Below are 18223 nucleotides of genomic sequence, written 5' to 3' on the forward strand. Positions count from 1 at the left end.
GCATTGATCAGTTTTTGTCTTGTGTAAAGTATTTTACTGCTTATGCTTTCATAGCTCTAAGCATCTCCCTCTTACCACGCGGGCCCGGCAATTTAGACACCGTGAAGCCTGCTGCCTGCATAGCCCGTCGCACATCGCTTTTAGAGCAATACGTAACCAGGATACCATTGCGCACTAACATGCCATATAGTTTTTCAAACACGTCTTTCGTCCACAACTCCGGTTGTGCAGCAGGCGCAAATGCATCGTAATAGATAACGTGTGCAGGTTGATCAATTGAAAACCTATCTAGCGCAACAGGTTCTTTCTGCAATGTAAAGTAGGGATGAATAGAAACAGGCTGGCTCCACGCTGCCTGGTGCAATTGTTCAAACAGCGGTTGCCCTTTCAACGCTTCCCCATAATTTAACACACTCACTTCTGCTGCTGTCACCGGAAACGCTTCTACACTCGTATAATAAATACTACGTTGTTCCTTTTCAGCAACAATAGCCGTTAGTAGTGTGTTGAGGCCACTACCAAAGCCCATTTCAAACACACGTAAAGGCGTATCCGAAAAGTGAACAAGTGCATATTGCAGTCCCGCCTGTATATATACATGCCTGGACTCCTGAATAGCTCCATGAATAGAATGGTACATTACCTTCATTTCCGGAATAGCAATCGTACTACTTCCATCTCTTGTTATGATCACCTCGCGCTTCATACTGTAAATAAGTACACAAAATTCTTATTTCTACTAACATATTGCATAAACTTTAGTTTGTGATCGTTGGTACAGAAAATCTAAAATCGTAAATCTGCAATCTCAAATCGTACCATGGATTATATAGACCACCTTTCTAAAGACCGTACCCTGCGCAAGGTTTTGATAGAACAAGACCCTGTAGAACTGCGGCAACGCAAGAATATTCCGCTACGCCTTTGTGCTTCTATTATGAGCCAACAGCTATCTACTAAAGTGGCCGAAATACTCTTTCGCCGATTCCTGGAATTGTATGGAGGCAAAGAGCCTACCCCGCAGCAAATTGTTGATACCCCCTATGATATATTAAAAGGCATTGGCCTTTCTAATGCCAAAACCACCTATGTACAGAACGTTGCCCGTTTTGCCACAGAAAACAAGCTTACCGATGTGCGTTTGAAAAAAATGAGTAATGAGGAGATCATTGCACTGCTTACCCAGATCAAGGGCGTGGGCCAATGGACGGTAGAGATGCTGCTCATGTTTACACTAGGGCGCGAAGATGTGTTTGCCGTAGATGATTATGGCATACAGGTGGCTATGAAAAAACTCTACAAACTCGACGACACCAACAAGAAAGAATTTAAACAGAAGATGCAAACCATTGCTGCTAAATGGGCGCCCTACCGTACGTATGCGTGTTTGCATTTGTGGCGGTGGAAAGATCAATAGAGTAGATGAGTTGACAGGTTGATACGGTTACAAGTTGAAATGCCTTCCTTGTCAACTTATGAACAATTCAACAGTTAACTAAAAATCGCTTTTCTCTTTCCCTCTTTTACGCGCTTAGCTTTCAGGCATACTTTTTATACGATTATCTCTACAACTTAAAAATCTAAGATTATGCTTTGGCGAGGTGGTAGACAAAGTGGTAACGTTGAGGACCGTAGAGGTATGTCTGGCGGACAAATGGCCGTTGGTGGCGGTATTCTTGGCGTCATTGCTTTAGTGCTCAACTTCTTATTAGGCGGAGGCGATGGTGGCAGCACACAAATTCCCCAGCTGCCTGGAACACAAACCAACCAACCGCTATCTCCACAAGAACAGGCTGCTGATGAAGAACGTGCTGGTTTTGTAAAAACAGTACTGGCCTTCACAGAAGATGTGTGGCATGAGCAATTGGCTAAAATGGGCGAAAATTATCCAGAGCCCACACTTGTGCTATTTCGCGATGCTGTACAATCGGGCTGCGGAAACGCCAGCGCTGCATCAGGGCCGTTCTATTGTCCAGCTGACCAAAAACTCTATATAGACCTTTCATTTTATGATGAACTACAGAGCCGCTTCGGTGCACCCGGCGATTTTGCCATGGCCTATGTAATAGCCCATGAGGTAGGTCATCACATACAAACATTAATGGGCACCTCGGAAAAGATGGCTCGTATACGCAACCAGGTTAGCCAGGATGAATACAACCAGTATTCGGTGCGTATGGAACTGCAGGCCGATTTCTATGCCGGTTTGTGGGCGCATTACATGCAAGGAAAAACCATCAACGGTAAGCCCGTGTTAGAAAGGGGCGATATCGAGGAGGCCTTGACGGCTGCCAATGCTATTGGTGATGACCGCCTGCAGAAGGAAGCGCAGGGTTATGTGGTACCAGAGTCCTTTACGCATGGCACCTCCGCACAACGAATGTACTGGTTTAAAAAAGGATTTGATACCGGCGATATCCAGCAGGGAGATACTTTTAATGCAACACGCCTGGAGTAATATAGTCCCGATGAAATTATACATGTAAATGCCATATCAATTGATATGGCATTTACATGTATAATAGCTTTGCTTAAAATATAGTTTAGGCTACCAAGAGCAGCAGCTTTTTTCAAATACCAATTATTTAAACACTGCCATGGATGATGTCACCTATAAGCAATTAATAAAAGAGCCTGATGTGCTGGACCACACCACATTAAACGTAACGCTTAAAGAAGTAGTGGCCCGGCAGGAATTTGCACTGGCGGCCGAGTTGCAGCGTATCTTGAAGGACAACAAAATAGAAAAACCCGTTCTACCAACGGGCTTGTACGATGCCCGCCCTAATTATTATAAGATAGACCTGACAGATGATGTTATCGATCAAATTGTTGATATCCTTTTTGATCTGGAGGCTGAGTTCACAAACGAAGATGGCGACACTACACCTACTTCTTCATTTTATGCTTCCCTGGTTGATAAATGGTTAAACTTATCAAATCGCTATAATTAAATCACCGACATGTTTGTAAGTAATTATTTTCATTGGTAGCTTTCATTTACACACCCTTCATCATCCCTAATCATTTCATATGGCAGACCAGGTCAACTTTGCTGATTGTTATGTTCTGACCAATCAAAGAACATATATTTTCATTCTCTCCTTTCTGAATCATTTTCTGCCTGAACGGGAGGCCTTTGCCAGTGAATATGAAGTACCACAACATGCCGATCATCCAGAGCATGTTTTTAAAGCATCGGAAGATCTGATTACCTACCTGGAGAACAACCCAAAAGAAGTGCATGCTATCTATTGGGGTAACAAAGAAATATCTACTGTAAGAGCAGGCATGTGTTTGTTTACCAGCGATGGCCAGGTGATCGTTGGTCTAACATCTGAAAGCTATTATCCTGAAACCTACCTGGAAGATGACTGTTTACAACAAATCAAAGAGTTTTGCAACAGCTCCATTGGCTTGATAGAATACGATACACCAGCAGCAAAGGATACTGCAGAGTTTCTGCTAAGAGTTAAAAAAGCAAACGCTTAATTATTCAAATGAACCTTATCGGTTACCCACAGGCATTACACTAGCTTTACACTTACCATGGAATACAAGTACCAGGAAGTTACGATCAGAACAGACCTGCAGTCTGGCGACATTGGTTATATCATCTACCTGCACGGCTCCATGTACAAACAGGAATATGGCTACAGCCTTTCGTTTGAAGCCTACGTAGCACAAGGGTTATATGAATTTTACCAACAGTACGACCCTAACAAAGATTACGTATGGGTATGCGAACACAATGGTCTTATTATTGGCTCTTTATTTTTAATGCACCGACCTAACAATGCTGCCCAGCTTCGATACTTTATTTTATTACCACCCTACCGCGGCATTGGGCTGGGCAAAAAACTCATGGAGTTATTTATGAACTGCCTAAAAGAGCGGGGTTATCAATCAGCTTATTTATTGACCACACATGAACAAGTGCTGGCAGCCCTTTTATACAAGCGTTTTGGATTTCAGCTTACCGAAGAAAATAGGTCTACAGCTTTTGGCAAGCCTTTGAAAATACAGAAGTATGAATTGATACTCCCAATCACCTAGTTCTTTTAAACGATTGCAATTAATCTAAACTACAACACATGGTAATTGAACCATTGATCCAGCAAGCGTACGATGCTTTTAATAAAAGAGACATAGATGCTGCCCTTCTGTTAATGACTCCCAATGTGGATTGGCCCAATGGTTGGGAAGGTGGCTATGTGCACGGGCAGGATGAAGTGCGTGCTTACTGGACCCGGCAATGGAATGAAATAGATCCACTTGTTGATCCACTCTCAATCATTCAACAGCCTGATGGCAGAATAAAGGTGCTGGTACATCAGACCGTTAAAGACAAACAAGGCAAGCTCTTATCTGATGGTCATGCTTATCACATTTATACCATTGAAAATGGACTTATCAAAACCATGGAAATAGAAAAAGGAGATGAACAATGAATGGGTGATTCTATTGCTCATTACTCATTATTCATTACTCACCACTCACAATTCACCACTCACCCTTCCGCTAACCCCTGTTAGCCCTGCGCGTTTTTCTTTCTGTGTCATTGTCTGCATGAATAGCCGTAGCCTGCACCGGACCGCTCACTTGTTGACTTGTAGACTGCACAGCAGTAAAAGGCGTTAAAAAGATAGTACCCTCTGGGCTTTCAGATATATAGCCCTTATCTGTAACTGCCAACGGCACCAGCATAGCATTATCTGTAATTACCTGGTTATTTACTTTTTGAGATTTCGTTAAGCGCAAATAGTTCGCTAGGCTCTTTTCCGGCACAGCTGGTGCGTTTTGCACTTCCTTATTGATAAAGGGATATGGATCTACTGGTCCACTAGCGGTATACACACCAAAGTGAAGGTGCGAAGCCGTATGCCTGGCATTTCCCGTATTTCCTACTGTTCCTACCACATCGCCCTTCTTTACTGTCTGCCCCACCTTTACCAATTGTTTATCTAGGTGCGCGTAGTACAGGTGGTAATCCTTACCCTCAGGCTTCATCCACACTACCTTACCACCAATACCACCTTGTTTTACTGCGGTAATAACACCATCAGCACTGGCTATTGCAGGAGATCCTTTAGGAGCAAAAATATCAATCCCTTCATGACTACGTTTGCCTCCATCGCGACTGGCCCCCCAAAAGCTTCCGGGCTTGGCTTTAGGGCTACTCACGGGAAAGCCAACAGTAGGGCCCACAGCTATGGACAAACTATATTCGCCGGTTCGGGCCAGCTCGGGCTGCAAGCGCAGCACGTAAGTACCAGCTTCATCAATATCTAAAGTAAACGTTGCCGTATTTGTATCAGACGATAGGAGATGCTCTTCATCGCTACCATTTTGTTTGAACAGGTCGGCATAGATCACAAAGTTGGCAGCGGTGTTTTTATTAAGCGAGAACAACAGCCGCTCTCCCCGCTTGGCGGTAAACTTTAATCCCATTGCCCGCGGCTTATCGGTTTGAAAATAACCCACTTGCTTATACGGCAATTGTACCAGCTGGGGTGCTTCCAGGGCGGCTTTAGCTGCGGCTAACCATTGACGTCCCTGCTGGGTTTTATCCAGGTCTTGGTCGTCCAGTTTGTCGGCATATTTTTCATGAGGTGTTTTCTTACTAAAGATACGGGGTGTAGTAGAGCTGCAGGAGGTGCCTATAAGGGCAATCCCTAGCATAAAGGTGGCTGTTATACGTTTCATAGTTAGTGCGCTGCACACAGCAAAAGCTGAGCCGGAAAAGGTGAAGGAAAGTTTAAGCTGATGAGATTGCAGATTTTAGATTGGCGATTCCAGATTGGAAGAAAGCTGCGAGGAGAGGTCCAAAGTCGACGGACAACAGTCCACAGAAGAAAAGTCAATGGTCATTGGCCAGCATGTACTCCGGCCCCTAAAGGGGAGGGCCTGCGCACAGGTGTCCCGCAGATGGCGCCGATCGGCGCAGAAGAGGAACCACAGAGACAGGGGAACACGGAGAGACACAGAGGGTTTAAGAAGGAATGGATTAAAGAACAAGCACTCCACTAAGGGAGTGCTTTTCTATTTTCAATTCTTCTTCCTTGTACCTTGATCATTGAAAATTGAGCGTTGAACATTTCCTTTCTTGTTCCTTGTTTCTTGCCCTTGTGCCTTTCCTCCACTTCTTCATTCATCATTCCTTGTTCCTTGTACCTTGAACATTGAACATTCCTTCTTTCTTCCTTTCGCATTTCGAATTTCCCCTTTCGAATTTTTCCTACTTCTACCTTCATCATTCCTTGTTCCTTGTTCAATATTCTTCTCCTTTCCTCTGTGCGAAACCCTTTCTCTGCGTTCTCAGCGCCGCTGCGTGACACCAATCAACGCGAAGCGTTATCGGAAACCTTAAAAATCCTGCGGAATCCATCAATACGCGGTTCAAACTAATAACTATGAGTTAACTTTGCAGCCTCAAATTTTACTATGGAGCGTAAGCAGGAAGTTGTACAGGATGTGGTGATCAAATTTGCCGGCGATAGCGGCGATGGGATGCAGCTGACAGGTACACAGTTTACTAATAATACAGCCCTTTTGGGTGCCGACCTCTCTACCTTCCCGGACTTCCCGGCGGAGATCCGTGCCCCACAGGGTACTATTCCCGGCGTGAGCGGGTACCAATTGCGGTTTTCTTCTGAAAGCATACATACCCCTGGCGATCAATGGGATGTGCTGGTGGCCATGAACGCTGCGGCACTGAAAACCAACCTGAAAAACCTGAAGAAAGGCGGTAAGGTGATCGTAAATACAGATGGTTTTGATACCAAAAACCTGCGCCTGGCCAACTATGCCGATGGTGTGAACCCAATCGAGGACGATACGCTGCAGGGCTACGAGGTGATCCGAATGGATGTAACGAAGATGACCCGTGAGGCCCTAAAAGAGTCTACTTTAGGCATGAAAGAGAAGGATCGTGCCAAGAACATGTTTGTACTGGGCTTCCTGTACTGGATGTATGGCCGCGATACCAAGAGCACCGAGCAGTTCCTGGAAGAGAAGTTTGGCAAAAAGCCAGATATCCTGGAAAGCAACCTGAAAGTGCTGCGTGCGGGCTACAACTATGGCGATACAACAGAAACTTTTACCACACAATATCATGTAGAAAAGGCCCATATTGCACCGGGTAATTACCGTTCCATCATGGGAAACCAGGCCCTGGCGTATGGCTTGATTGCCGCTTCGGTAAAGAGTGAGCTGCCTATTTTCTTAGGCACTTATCCTATTACCCCTGCCTCTGATATTTTACACGAACTAAGCAGACATAAAAACTTTGGTGTACGCACCTTCCAGGCGGAAGATGAAATTGCTGGTATCAGCGCAGCCATTGGCGCCAGCTATGGTGGCCAACTGGGCGTAACTACTACATCTGGACCTGGTATGGCACTGAAAACAGAAGCCATGGGATTGGCCCTAATGCTGGAAATACCACTGGTGATCGTAAACGTACAGCGTGGCGGTCCTTCCACAGGTTTGCCCACTAAAACCGAGCAGAGCGACCTGCTGCAAGCTTACTACGGCAGAAATGGTGAAGCACCAATGCCTGTAGTAGCAGCAGCCACTCCATCTGATTGTTTTGAAGCGGTTTATGAGGCGGTGCGAATTGCGGTAGAGCATATGACGCCAGTGATCTTCCTGAGCGATGGCTATATTGCCAATGGTGCTGAACCTTGGAGATACCCGGTATCTGACGATCTGCCAAAGATCCATGTAACGTTTAAAACTGAACTGAATCACAACGAAGCTAAGTTCCAGCCTTACCAGCGTGATGAGAAACTGGTGCGCCCTTGGGCAGTACCTGGTACTCCGGGACTGGAGCACCGTATTGGTGGTTTGGAAAAAGAAAATATTACCGGTAATGTTAGCTACGATCCGGAAAACCACCAGCTGATGGTGAAGATCCGCCAGGAAAAAGTAGACAAGATTGCTGATTATATACCTGAGCAAAAGCTGGACAATGGTCCTGAAAAAGGAAAAGTACTGGTATTAGGCTGGGGTTCTACTTATGGCGTTATTAAAACCGCTGTAGCTGAGCTGCTGGCTGAAGGTCACGAAGTGGCTCATGCCCACCTGCGCTATGTACGTCCATTCCCCAAAAACTTAGGCGCGATCTTAAAGAACTATGATACGATCCTGATCCCTGAGATCAACAATGGCCAGCTGATCAAGATCATCCGTGATCAGTACATGGTAGATGCCAAGGGCTATAACAAGATCATGGGTGTACCGATTACTAAGGCTGAGCTGGTGGAGGCGATAAAGAAGTACCTATAGGCGTGAATGATGAGTGGTGAATGGTGAGTATCGTGAAACGTCAAACGTGAGACGTGAAAGGCTACAAGCTGCACGCTTCAAGTCAAAAGCAATCTTTCTTTATAAAAGAAAAGCACTCCTTTAAGCGGAGTGCTTTTCTTTTTAGTATATCCCTTCTTTGCGTCTTTTCATCTTTGCGCCTTTGCGTGAAATCCCTCCTTGAACTTGAGCATTGATAATTGAGCATTGAACATTCCCTCTCTCATTACTCCTTACTCATCACTCATTATTCATCATTCCTTGTTCCTTCTTCAATATTCCCTTCCTCCTTTTCTCCTTTCCTCCGTGTCCCTCCCTTGTCCCTTGTTTCTTGAACCTTGAGCCTTGCATCTTCCCTTCTTCCTTCATCATTCCTTGTTCCTTGTTCAATATTCTCTGTGCTCCTCCCTGCCCATGTGCCTCCGTGGTTCCTCCCTCTCCGCGCCCTCTGCGCCTCTGCGCGAAACCATATAGCGCGAAGCGCTCTTTTTAGCAGACAGATATTACCTCGCCCAGAAGGTAGAGATGCAAAAGGCCAGAACGGCAATAATCAACCCGTACATAAAAATGTTGTAGGAGATACGGAGGTAACGATACTTCTGCGCCAGTACAATACCCAGGAAATAAATGTCTTTGATCATACTGCCATAGATATAGTCGCGGTCCTTTAGCATCTCGTTCATGGCCCAGTTGTATTCCTGCAATTCCATTTTGTGAAAGTTACCGAAGAACAATAGGTTGGTCTCCTTGTTACGGATATCCTCCTCTGTAAACTTACCAGAGGTAACGGAAGGACGTATTGCTAACACCGCAAAGACAATGGCTAATAGAGAAACCACGGCTAGCATTAAAGTAGGAATAGCTAAGTGTGGATAATACTCCAAGCGTCCCAGCAACACGGAGAACATGATAGAGATAATGATCGAATTTACTGAGATCATGATATTGGCCTTGGTATCGGCCATTTGACTTAAATGTATATGGTTGCCAGATGTCAGGCGAAAAACAGTTTGTACGCCACGCTCGGCTTCTTTCCGAATACGTTCCGCCCTCTTTTTTTCAGCATTATCGTTTTTACCTTCTCCAGCTTCAACATCAAATGAATAAGGAGATATTTCCATTGCTTCAGTATGCTTCACCTCTTTATCGCCTTGCTTCTTTCTCAGCTCCCGTATCCATTCCTGTTTTTTGGGTTCCCGCATGCGTTGTGCATAGTCGGTGAAATACTGGTGACTTTCTAGGAACTCAATATTTCGCTGCCGCCACTCCTTTTTTGAAAACTGTTTATTAAAATAAAACTCCTGCTCCTGTCGCAGGTGATCATTCATTTTCTTGAAATCATTGCTACCCAAGTGATAGAGGTCTGCATCGCATATGATCTTTTCTATCAGGCTTAAAGGCGACTGTGGCATATGCGTTGCTTGTATACTGGACGTAACGCGTTGAATAATTTCATCTTCAATGCCTTTGCTTTTTAGAAACTCAGTGGCCAGCCGAATGCTTTCTTTTTCATGGTCTTCGGCCTTCCCACTACTAAACCCGGTATCATGAAACCATGCAGCCAATAAAAGTGTCAATCGATCTTCATCATTCAGGTTGTGGTAAGCAGCCAATTCTTCAGCAGCAGCTACGACCTGTTGTGTATGCTCCAGATTATGAAATACAAAATGAGGGTCTACTTTATGCTTGAACAATTCGGTTACATATGGCCGTACCTGTGTTAACAATTGAAGCTGTTGATCATTCATACTAGAAAATTACTTTAAAAATTGAGTAGAATCATGCATGTTCTTAGAGGAAAGTCTTTACCCAGCTATTTATTTTTTGCCGGTATTCTGTTGACCACGCTTACCTCTTGCGAGCTTTTCTGGTCGCCCAAGTCGCCACATGGCTATGTGGTTCCCCGGCCGAACAAGATGATCCTGGAGAAAAAGCTGAATGAAATATCCGGCCTTTGTTACTTGCCGGAAGAAAACGCTTTTCTCACTATAGCAGACAACAAGCAAAAAGTTTACCGCGTAACGGTTGATGGAAAAGTGAGCAACTACTTTGAGCATGATTTTGCCAAACAAGATGACTTTGAGGACGTTGTAAAAGTAGACAGTAGTGTTTATGTATTGGTGAGCGATGGTACGATCATCGACATTAAAAGAAAAGATAGCCTGCTTGTTACTACAAAGTATCATTTTCCAACAACGGACGATACCAATAAGAATGATTTTGAAACCCTGTATTACGACTCTACGTCTAAAGGGCTGATCATGCTATGCAAAGAGTGTGAGATAGAAAGTGGAAAAGGGATTCGCACAGCTTACCGGTTTGATATATATACACATCAATTTGACCCTGCACCCTACTATACCATTCCAACGAAAAGTGTGGCCGACAAGCTAAAAGATGGAAAAATTGACTTTCACCCCTCTGCGGCAGCCTTTAACCCCATAGATAAGCGGCTGTACATCCTTTCTTCAAAAGGTCATCTGCTCATTTCTACAGACGGGAAAAGCAAGGTATTGGAGGTTTTCCGCTTAAACCCAACTTTATACCCTCAGGCCGAAGGCATTGCTTTTGCATCTAATGGCGATATGTATATAACGAATGAAGCGAAACTGGGGAAACCAACGCTTTTACGCATACCCTATAAATCCATGACGAAAAAAAGATGAAAACGATGAGAAGAAGCCTGATTTGTTTGGTAATCCTATTGTGTACCAATGTGTTTTCAATCGCCCAAACCGACTCTATTCGTCACCGTATCTTCCTGGTAGGTGACGCCGGTTCGCTATATAGCGGCAAACATCCCGTTGTAGACTGGTTGAAAAAAAATGCCGACTGGAATGACGAGAAGAACATGGTGATCTTCATGGGCGATAATGTTTATGAAATGGGATTACCCACAGAAGGAGAACCCAATTATGCCTATTACAAGCAGGTCATAGATTACCAGATTAGCCTCGTAAAAGGGAAAAAAGCCAAGGCCTATTTTGTTATGGGCAACCATGACTGGATGAATGGCAAGATCGGTGGCTGGCAGCAAGCTATGCGGCAGGAAGACTATATCAATGGTCAGTTGCAATCTAATATACAGGCCTTACCTACTGGTGGCTGTCCAGGCCCCGAAGTAGTAGATGTAGATACATTAGTGGCGTTAACCTTGATGGACAGCCAATGGTTTTTACACACGCATGATAAGCCCGGCCCCGGCTCCAGCTGTCTATCAAAAACAATTGATGAATTCAGTACAGAGTTGAATGAAATTGTACAGTCGCATCAAAATCAACTATTATTACTGGTAGATCACCATCCCTTGCATACACATGGTGTTCATGGAGGCGCCACCTATACCTTACGTCATCACATTTTTCCTTTAACAGAATTATCTCCTGCCCTGTACATACCTCTACCCGTATTAGGCTCCATTTATCCCATAGCCCGCGGCTTGTTTGGTAATATTCAGGATGTGAACCATCCTTTATACCGTGGAATGGCACGCACCGTTGAGGACGTAATGACGAAACACCCCAACCCAATTGTAGCATCAGGACATGACCATAGTTTACAATTACTCGTGCACGACAGTTTGTATCAAATTGTAAGTGGTGCAGGGGCAAAGCTTTCTGCCATTGACCAAAAGAAACACAACAACGATCTACTCTTTGCTCATACCCAGTTTGGTTGTGCGGCACTTGAGATTTATAAAAGCGGGAAGGTGACTGTAAAATATTTTGATATTAATAGTCCCAATTACAATACGCCATTGTATGCAAAGGATTTGAAGACCATTACCAAATTGCCCGATGTAGCCAGCACAGACAGCATTGGCATACTACCGGAAAGTGTTACTGTTAGCGCTAACCCAAGGTTGGAAGGAAGCGCCTTTTCAAAGCTTCTGGTAGGACGCAATTACAGACGCGAATGGACGACGCCTGTAACCATGCCAGTTCTAAACATGGGTGAAGAACAAGGAGGGCTGCGCCCAGTGAAACTAGGAGGTGGTAAGCAAACCCGTTCTTTACGTTTAGAGGACGCGAATAAAAAAGAGTGGACCTTACGCTCCATTGAAAAGTATCCTGAAGCTGCCATACCTGCCGACCTACGGCAAACATTTGCCAAGGACATTGTAGAACAAGGGGTTTCGGCATCATACCCTTATTCCTCTTTATCCATAGGACCACTGGTACAGGCTGCTGGCGTACCTTATATTCGACGTAAACTGGTATATGTACCCAGCGATCCACGCCTGCTGCGCTTTCGATCTAACTTTTCCCAGATACCGGCTATTCTGGAGGAAAGGGAACCTGTAGGTATAAAGAAGACAGACAACACCGATGAAGTGGTTCTAAAGCTGTTTAAGGACAATGATGATCATGTTGATCAACGCAGTGTATTACGGGCGCGCTTGTTAGACAATTTTATCATGGACTTCGATCGCCATGAAGATCAGTGGCGCTGGGCTACGTACGATACTGGTAAAGGCAAGGTCTACTTTGCCATTCCCCGCGATCATGACCAGGCCTTTTTTAAAAGCGAGGGCATTTTACCTCTCTTTGCGGCCAAGCCGTGGTTTGTACCAGAGCTCCAAGGCTTCCGCCCCAAAGCGAAAAACATCAAAACCTTTAACCGGCCAGCGCGCAATATGGATCGCTTCTTTCTCACTGAACTGAATAAAGAAGACTGGCAACACCACATAGACACCTTCCTGAATGCTATGACAGACAAAGTGATTGAAGAGGCCTTAAAGCTACAGCCACAGGAAGTTCAGGATCATAACATGAATGAGATCATAGCTACGCTAAAAAAGCGCCGTAAGTATTTCCGGGATGACATGATGAAATACTACCGGTTCATTTCCAAGGAGGTGAATATAACCGGCTCTAACCAGCGGGAACAATTCCATATATTCAGAAATGATGACAATACAGTAAAAGTAGTCGTTAATAAAATCAAGAAGGATAGTACGCTGGGGGCAACCATGTACGAGCGTGTTTTTGACCCATCCGTTACCAAAGTACTCAACTTATATGGCCTTGGAGATGAAGACCGTTTTATTGTGGAAGGCAATCGCACACATATATTGATACGCATGATCGGTGGCGCCGGCAATGATTGCTTTATACACAAAGGTCATGGCGGGAATTTGCTTGCCTTCGACGCTTCTTTTGAAAAGAACAATATTTCAGGTAACCCCGGCATACGCAACCGGATTTCCAGTGATCCTGCAGTCAACGTATTTAACCGCCTAGGCTACAAATACAATTATATCAACCCAGGCCTTACGGTAGCCTATAATGTAGATGACGGTGTATACCTGGGCGGGCAAATGGAAGTGATCCGCCAACAGTTTCGGAAAGAACCTTACGGCGTACGACAATATGTAGCTGGAAGCGTAGCATTGAAAACAGGTGCCTTGCGTTTTAAATATGAAGGCGACTGGATAAAAGCCATCGGCAACCAAGATCTATTGGTTCGTGCCGATATACGTGCCCCGGTCAATGTGACCAACTTCTTTGGTGTGGGCAATACGACAACATTTAACAAAGACCTGCAACGAAAAAGCCTCTATTACAGAACGCGGTATAATTATGTAGATGCTTCTGTGCTATTACGTCGCCAACTGCAGTCCTGGTTCCGTGTTAACTATGGCGCCGCCTTCCAATACTACAAGGTAAATCAAGATGAAAACCTGGACCGGTTTATCACCAATTTTGCGCAAAACGGACTCAACCCTGAAACAATCTATAAAGAAAGATTGTTTGCTGGCGCTCACTTAAAGCTGGATATCAATTCTAAAAACAATCCGGTTATTCCTACCCGTGGTTTTGTTATGGACTTGAATGTGCGTCCGCTGTTCGGCCTGAATAGCTACAGCCACGACCTGTTGCGTACAGATATTGACATGCGTGTATACGCCAGCGTGTATAATATTCCAAGACTGGTAGTAGCCACCCGCCTTGGCTGGGGCAAAAACTTTGGCCAGTTTGAGTTTCCGCAAGCCTACTACTTAGGGGGCACTGAAAACCTGCGTGGTTACCGCCGCGACCGGTTTGCTGGTCGTTCCCGCTTGTACAACAATTTTGAAGTGCGTTATCGGCTGGCCGATTTTAGCACCTACCTATTCCCCGGTTCATTTGGTGTGCTGGCCTTTAATGATATTGGGCGGGTATGGGCTGATGGAGAAAGCTCCAGCGACTGGAAAATAGGTAATGGTGTTGGAGTGTGGTTAGCCCCCATCAAGCGGTTTGTTATTGCCGCTCATTTTGCGCGCTCCAAGGAGGAGAAGTTTATGCCTTACATAACGTTTGGCTTCCAGTTCTAAGATCGGTTCTTATACAATAAAAAAGCCCTGTTGCATACAGGGCTTTTTTATTGTTGCTATTTGAAAGCTATTTCACTCCACTATTTCGGCAATCTATCCTTTTGTTTTCGGCCTTATTCAGCCTTAACTATAGCATGTATACCAGCCTGTTATTTTTGACCAATAGCTTTTTTATGAAAAATAACCAACACCCTTTTTTACTCTTTCTGGCAGCATGTTTCACTTTCTGCTTTGCATCGGCACAGCAATCACCCAAAAACAACAAACAAGTTAATAGCACACCATCCACTCAGGATGTACCTGACCTTACCAAGTTTCGCATATATGCAAATACCGTAGTTATTAAATCGGGACAATCTGCGAATCTAACAGCCGAATGGCTTAACGACATGCTGGCACCTTTAGAAAGCTCATCCTCAGAAAACGTGAGCGAGCTGTTGGCTCCACTGGTTAAAATTTCACCTGAGGATGTGAGTGACCTATTAGCGCCTTTGGTAAAAGAAAACGCGGAGAGTGAGAATTGGATAACACTACCAAAGGACAACTACAAAACGATCAAATGGGAAATAGGTTCAGGGGCAGGCAAGATCACAACCAACCCTTCAGACCCGGTAAAAGCAGTATTTACTGCGCCTTCAAATGCTACTAACGGCACCACCTATGTCACAGCCACTATAACAGGCCTTGCAGATATAGCAGGGGCTAATTCAACATCCGCAACTGTGAAATTAACAATCCCCATTATGATCATTAAAGAAGACCAGTATGTCATCTACAGCTTTGATGGTAAAACCAATATGGTGTATGGCGATGGCGAGACAGGCTCTATATATCATAAACCCGGCGATGCATTTTCTTTTAAGGTATCGATGAACAGTAACCGGGAATTACTTGTATTTACTGATCAATATACTGAGGGTTTCTTTCCTTATGGCAATGATGAAAAAAACGATAAGGTGGCTGGTATAATAGTACATGCTGGATTGGCCAAAGAGAACAAGAAATATGGCTCTTCATATTCGGCGTCTACACCCAACTGTTCCCTCTGTATGGAAAAGTATTCTGCGGGTGGTGTGAAAATCACAAAAATTGAAGAGGTAGGCGAAGAAGTAAAATTGACAAAGGCAGAAGAAGCCGCCTTAAAGAATGGCACCGCATCAGAAGCCTTATATAATAAAATGGCCAAACAGGTGAGTAATGTAAAGCGCACTTACGTAGAGGGCTATTTTAAAGGAGTAGTTTATTTACAAGACGGCAGTGAACCTAAAACAATAGCAGGCAGGTTTAGAGTGATGGCTTGGTAGGAAGCCTGGCTATTTCAATAAACATACAGCAGCCTTACGTAACAAGCTTATCCCTTTGATCACGACTTGACATCGCTTTGCCTACAACGTTGCATTTCCCAGGAAAGCAACAAAACGTCAAACCAAAACCAATGGATTATTATGAGAACACTATTTCTCTTACCATTACTATTTCTCTTAAGTAATGTGCTAGCCCAAAAACAGTTGTCTGAAAAGGACCTAAAACAATTGAGTGCGCAAGCCGAAAAAATGATGAAGGATCCCCGCTATAAAAAGGCCATGGCTGAAGCGGGCAATAATGACGTTAATAACGAAGCGCTGGAACGCTTCCCCTCTCCTAGCCCTGCACGGATGGCTACGGTGCCCAGTCAGCCTATGAGCAAAGGTGTAATGAGTTCTTACCTAAGCAACCTGTATACGGCCTATAAAACCAAAGTGCCGGTAGCCGCAGTGCAAGCCGCACAGCAGGCAGGCATCAAACTGGGTAACGATCCAGAAAAACTAGGTGTAGCTGCCGTTACCAACTGGTATAATGGTGCTCCGAAAGAAGCCATACTGATGTCGATTGCTGCCAGTATGAAGAACCCTGACAACAAAATGCTTCTAAACAACCTGGGAGCCTTGCTGAATATGGGCGGTGCACCGTACCATGCCTTGCCCATCTTAAAAACCTTGGTTAGCGAGTTCCCCAACAACCCAATGTTTTTAAACAATCTTGGACAAGCCTATACGGGTGCTGGTGAGCTAGATACCGCCATGTATTATTTCAAACGCTGCATTCAGGAATCGCCACACCACCCGGAGGCCAATAATACAGCCGGACAAATTGAAGCCTCTCGTGGCAATACAGCCGCAGCCGCCCAACATTTTGAAAACTCCTTGAAAGGAGGTTTTAATGATGGTGCGCAACGGGGCATGAATAATCTTGGCAATGAACAAAGTTTCCGGTTGTCTAAATTCATTAAGCCACCGGTAGACCAACCGTATTTCAATGAGTTCAAATACAAGCTGCCGCGGCAATGCCAGAATGCTAACGATGCACCTCTTGTACGTCAAGAGCATGAAGATTACAGAAACTTTATAGAAGGAGTACAAATAGCTTATTCCGAACTATCACGACAGGAAAGCGAGAAAGGCGAAGCGAAATTGAAAAAACTTACCCAGGCGGCCATGAAAAATCCCATGGTGATGCTGACCCTTAGAAACCCAATCCAGTTATCGGCTGGCAAAATTCTGATGAATTGGGGCATCGGCTTTCAGGAGGAAATGAGAGAGCATAACCAACGGATCGAGAACCTGGATCAAAAGATCAAAGGTATCCAGGCCACCTATGAGGCTAAGCGCGAGGCGATCGTGAAGGATTATGCAGAACGAAAGAGGCAGTATGACTGTGGCGAAGGTAATGGTGCTGGCTGTGCTGCCATAGAACGATTGAGTAAAGAAGAGTGCCAGGCAATAGCAGCCTTAAGTAACACTACGCAGGGTGCCATTGCTACGGCTGTAGCCGATAAACAGCAAAAGCAACTGTATATGGCTCGCCGCATCTTCAACATCACCTCTTATTACGGCTACCTGGCTTCTCCCAATAAAGAAATGGCCAATGCAGCGTTTTATAAAGCCTGCGCCCATTATTTAACCGAACTGGAAAAGATTGCCGGAACCCCCATCATAGTAGCGAGCAAATGCGAAGAGGATAAAACCATTACGCAGGCTAAGTCTGAATCAGATAATGCCAAGGCGATGGATTGTCCTATTGATCTCTCTATACCCTTTGCAGTAGGCAAGATCGAGTTGAACTGTGAGAAGTTTAGCTTTTCGGCTGGCGAAGGCGTAACCTTTAAGTACGAGAAAGATTTTGGCTCCAAACAGTCTACCATTTCTATTGGCGCCGGGCTGCAGCTTGAGGCAGGAAAAGCATTTGGCATTTTCTCTGGCGAAGTAGGAGCCAGCGCAGAACAATCCTTTTATATTGTATTTGATAGTGACAACAACATTAGCGATGCAGGGTTGGCTTTGCAGGTAGAACTATCAGCGGGTGCAGAAGCCAGCGTAGAAACACCAAGCGCTATTGCCAACGAGTACCTGAAAAAAGAGATCCTGGACCAGAAGATAGAATTAGGATACACCCTTGGTGTGAACGCTGGATGGACATTTAATGATGGCGCTATAAGCTCTATTGCCAAGTCTATTGGAGGTGTGTTTAAGAAGTGAGGGGCAGCGTGGCTCGTGAATGTTGAATGGTCAATGGTGAGTAGTCTACACACAAATCCAGAGGTACAAACACTCTTATAAACTA

The 18223-nt window shown here is 44.7% G+C and carries 15 protein-coding genes; 11 read left to right on the forward strand and 4 right to left on the reverse strand.

Annotated elements, in window-relative coordinates; all coding sequences use genetic code 11:
• Positions 1-40 precede the first annotated feature (40 nt).
• Positions 41-706 carry a tRNA (5-methylaminomethyl-2-thiouridine)(34)-methyltransferase MnmC2 gene (mnmC2, locus tag SY85_RS12590; RefSeq protein ID WP_066404995.1) on the reverse strand — a complete coding sequence of 222 codons (666 nt, stop codon included), beginning with the start codon at positions 704-706 and terminating at the stop codon, positions 41-43.
• A 114-nt stretch (positions 707-820) separates the two neighbouring features.
• Here mnmC2 and SY85_RS12595 point away from each other — a divergent pair, with 114 nt between their 5' ends.
• The 6 genes from SY85_RS12595 (at position 821) to SY85_RS12620 (ending at position 4451) form a co-directional block, all read left to right on the forward strand.
• On the forward strand, positions 821-1417 hold the full coding sequence (locus tag SY85_RS12595; RefSeq protein WP_066405000.1) for a DNA-3-methyladenine glycosylase family protein: 597 nt from the start codon (positions 821-823) through the stop codon (positions 1415-1417).
• A 171-nt stretch (positions 1418-1588) separates the two neighbouring features.
• The gene (gene ypfJ / locus SY85_RS12600; protein ID WP_066405002.1) at positions 1589-2458 is read left to right on the forward strand and encodes a KPN_02809 family neutral zinc metallopeptidase; all 870 of its coding nucleotides are present in this window, start codon (positions 1589-1591) and stop codon (positions 2456-2458) included.
• A gap of 139 nt (positions 2459-2597) precedes the next feature.
• The gene (locus tag SY85_RS12605; RefSeq protein WP_066405003.1) at positions 2598-2954 is read left to right on the forward strand and encodes a hypothetical protein; all 357 of its coding nucleotides are present in this window, start codon (positions 2598-2600) and stop codon (positions 2952-2954) included.
• A gap of 79 nt (positions 2955-3033) precedes the next feature.
• The gene (locus SY85_RS12610; protein ID WP_066405004.1) at positions 3034-3492 is read left to right on the forward strand and encodes a hypothetical protein; all 459 of its coding nucleotides are present in this window, start codon (positions 3034-3036) and stop codon (positions 3490-3492) included.
• 57 nt (positions 3493-3549) lie between these two features.
• A complete protein-coding gene (locus SY85_RS12615; protein ID WP_066405005.1) occupies positions 3550-4056 on the forward strand; it encodes a GNAT family N-acetyltransferase in 507 nt (168 codons plus the stop codon).
• Between the two features lie 38 nt (positions 4057-4094).
• Entirely contained in the window at positions 4095-4451 is a 357-nt protein-coding gene (locus tag SY85_RS12620) for a nuclear transport factor 2 family protein (protein WP_066405006.1), read from the forward strand.
• 70 nt (positions 4452-4521) lie between these two features.
• Here SY85_RS12620 and SY85_RS12625 read toward each other — a convergent pair whose 3' ends face one another.
• Together SY85_RS12625 and SY85_RS12635 are read right to left on the reverse strand one after the other, a co-directional pair.
• Positions 4522-5706 (reverse strand): M23 family metallopeptidase, encoded by a 1185-nt coding sequence (locus tag SY85_RS12625; protein ID WP_082886419.1) that lies wholly within the window; start codon positions 5704-5706, stop codon positions 4522-4524.
• A gap of 320 nt (positions 5707-6026) precedes the next feature.
• Complete coding sequence (locus tag SY85_RS12635; protein ID WP_148661173.1) at positions 6027-6257, reverse strand: hypothetical protein; 231 nt, start codon at positions 6255-6257, stop codon at positions 6027-6029.
• Positions 6258-6444: 187 nt separating this feature from the next.
• Between SY85_RS12635 and SY85_RS12640 the strand changes: the two genes are divergently transcribed.
• Positions 6445-8289 (forward strand): 2-oxoacid:acceptor oxidoreductase subunit alpha, encoded by a 1845-nt coding sequence (locus tag SY85_RS12640; RefSeq protein WP_066405015.1) that lies wholly within the window; start codon positions 6445-6447, stop codon positions 8287-8289.
• A 521-nt stretch (positions 8290-8810) separates the two neighbouring features.
• Here SY85_RS12640 and SY85_RS12645 read toward each other — a convergent pair.
• Complete coding sequence (locus tag SY85_RS12645) at positions 8811-10055, reverse strand: Pycsar system effector family protein (RefSeq protein WP_066405020.1); 1245 nt, start codon at positions 10053-10055, stop codon at positions 8811-8813.
• Between the two features lie 33 nt (positions 10056-10088).
• Between SY85_RS12645 and SY85_RS12650 the strand changes: the two genes are divergently transcribed.
• From SY85_RS12650 to SY85_RS12665, 4 genes are all read left to right on the forward strand, one after another.
• Complete coding sequence (locus tag SY85_RS12650) at positions 10089-10973, forward strand: SdiA-regulated domain-containing protein (protein ID WP_066405022.1); 885 nt, start codon at positions 10089-10091, stop codon at positions 10971-10973.
• A 5-nt stretch (positions 10974-10978) separates the two neighbouring features.
• A complete protein-coding gene (locus tag SY85_RS12655) occupies positions 10979-14623 on the forward strand; it encodes a BamA/TamA family outer membrane protein (RefSeq protein ID WP_158512965.1) in 3645 nt (1214 codons plus the stop codon).
• A gap of 173 nt (positions 14624-14796) precedes the next feature.
• A complete protein-coding gene (locus tag SY85_RS12660; protein WP_148661174.1) occupies positions 14797-15927 on the forward strand; it encodes a hypothetical protein in 1131 nt (376 codons plus the stop codon).
• Positions 15928-16068: 141 nt separating this feature from the next.
• Positions 16069-18138 carry a tetratricopeptide repeat protein gene (locus SY85_RS12665; RefSeq protein ID WP_066405025.1) on the forward strand — a complete coding sequence of 690 codons (2070 nt, stop codon included), beginning with the start codon at positions 16069-16071 and terminating at the stop codon, positions 18136-18138.
• Positions 18139-18223 lie beyond the last annotated feature (85 nt).

Origin of the sequence: Flavisolibacter tropicus (assembly GCF_001644645.1) — a bacterium.
GTDB lineage: Bacteria > Bacteroidota > Bacteroidia > Chitinophagales > Chitinophagaceae > Flavisolibacter > Flavisolibacter tropicus.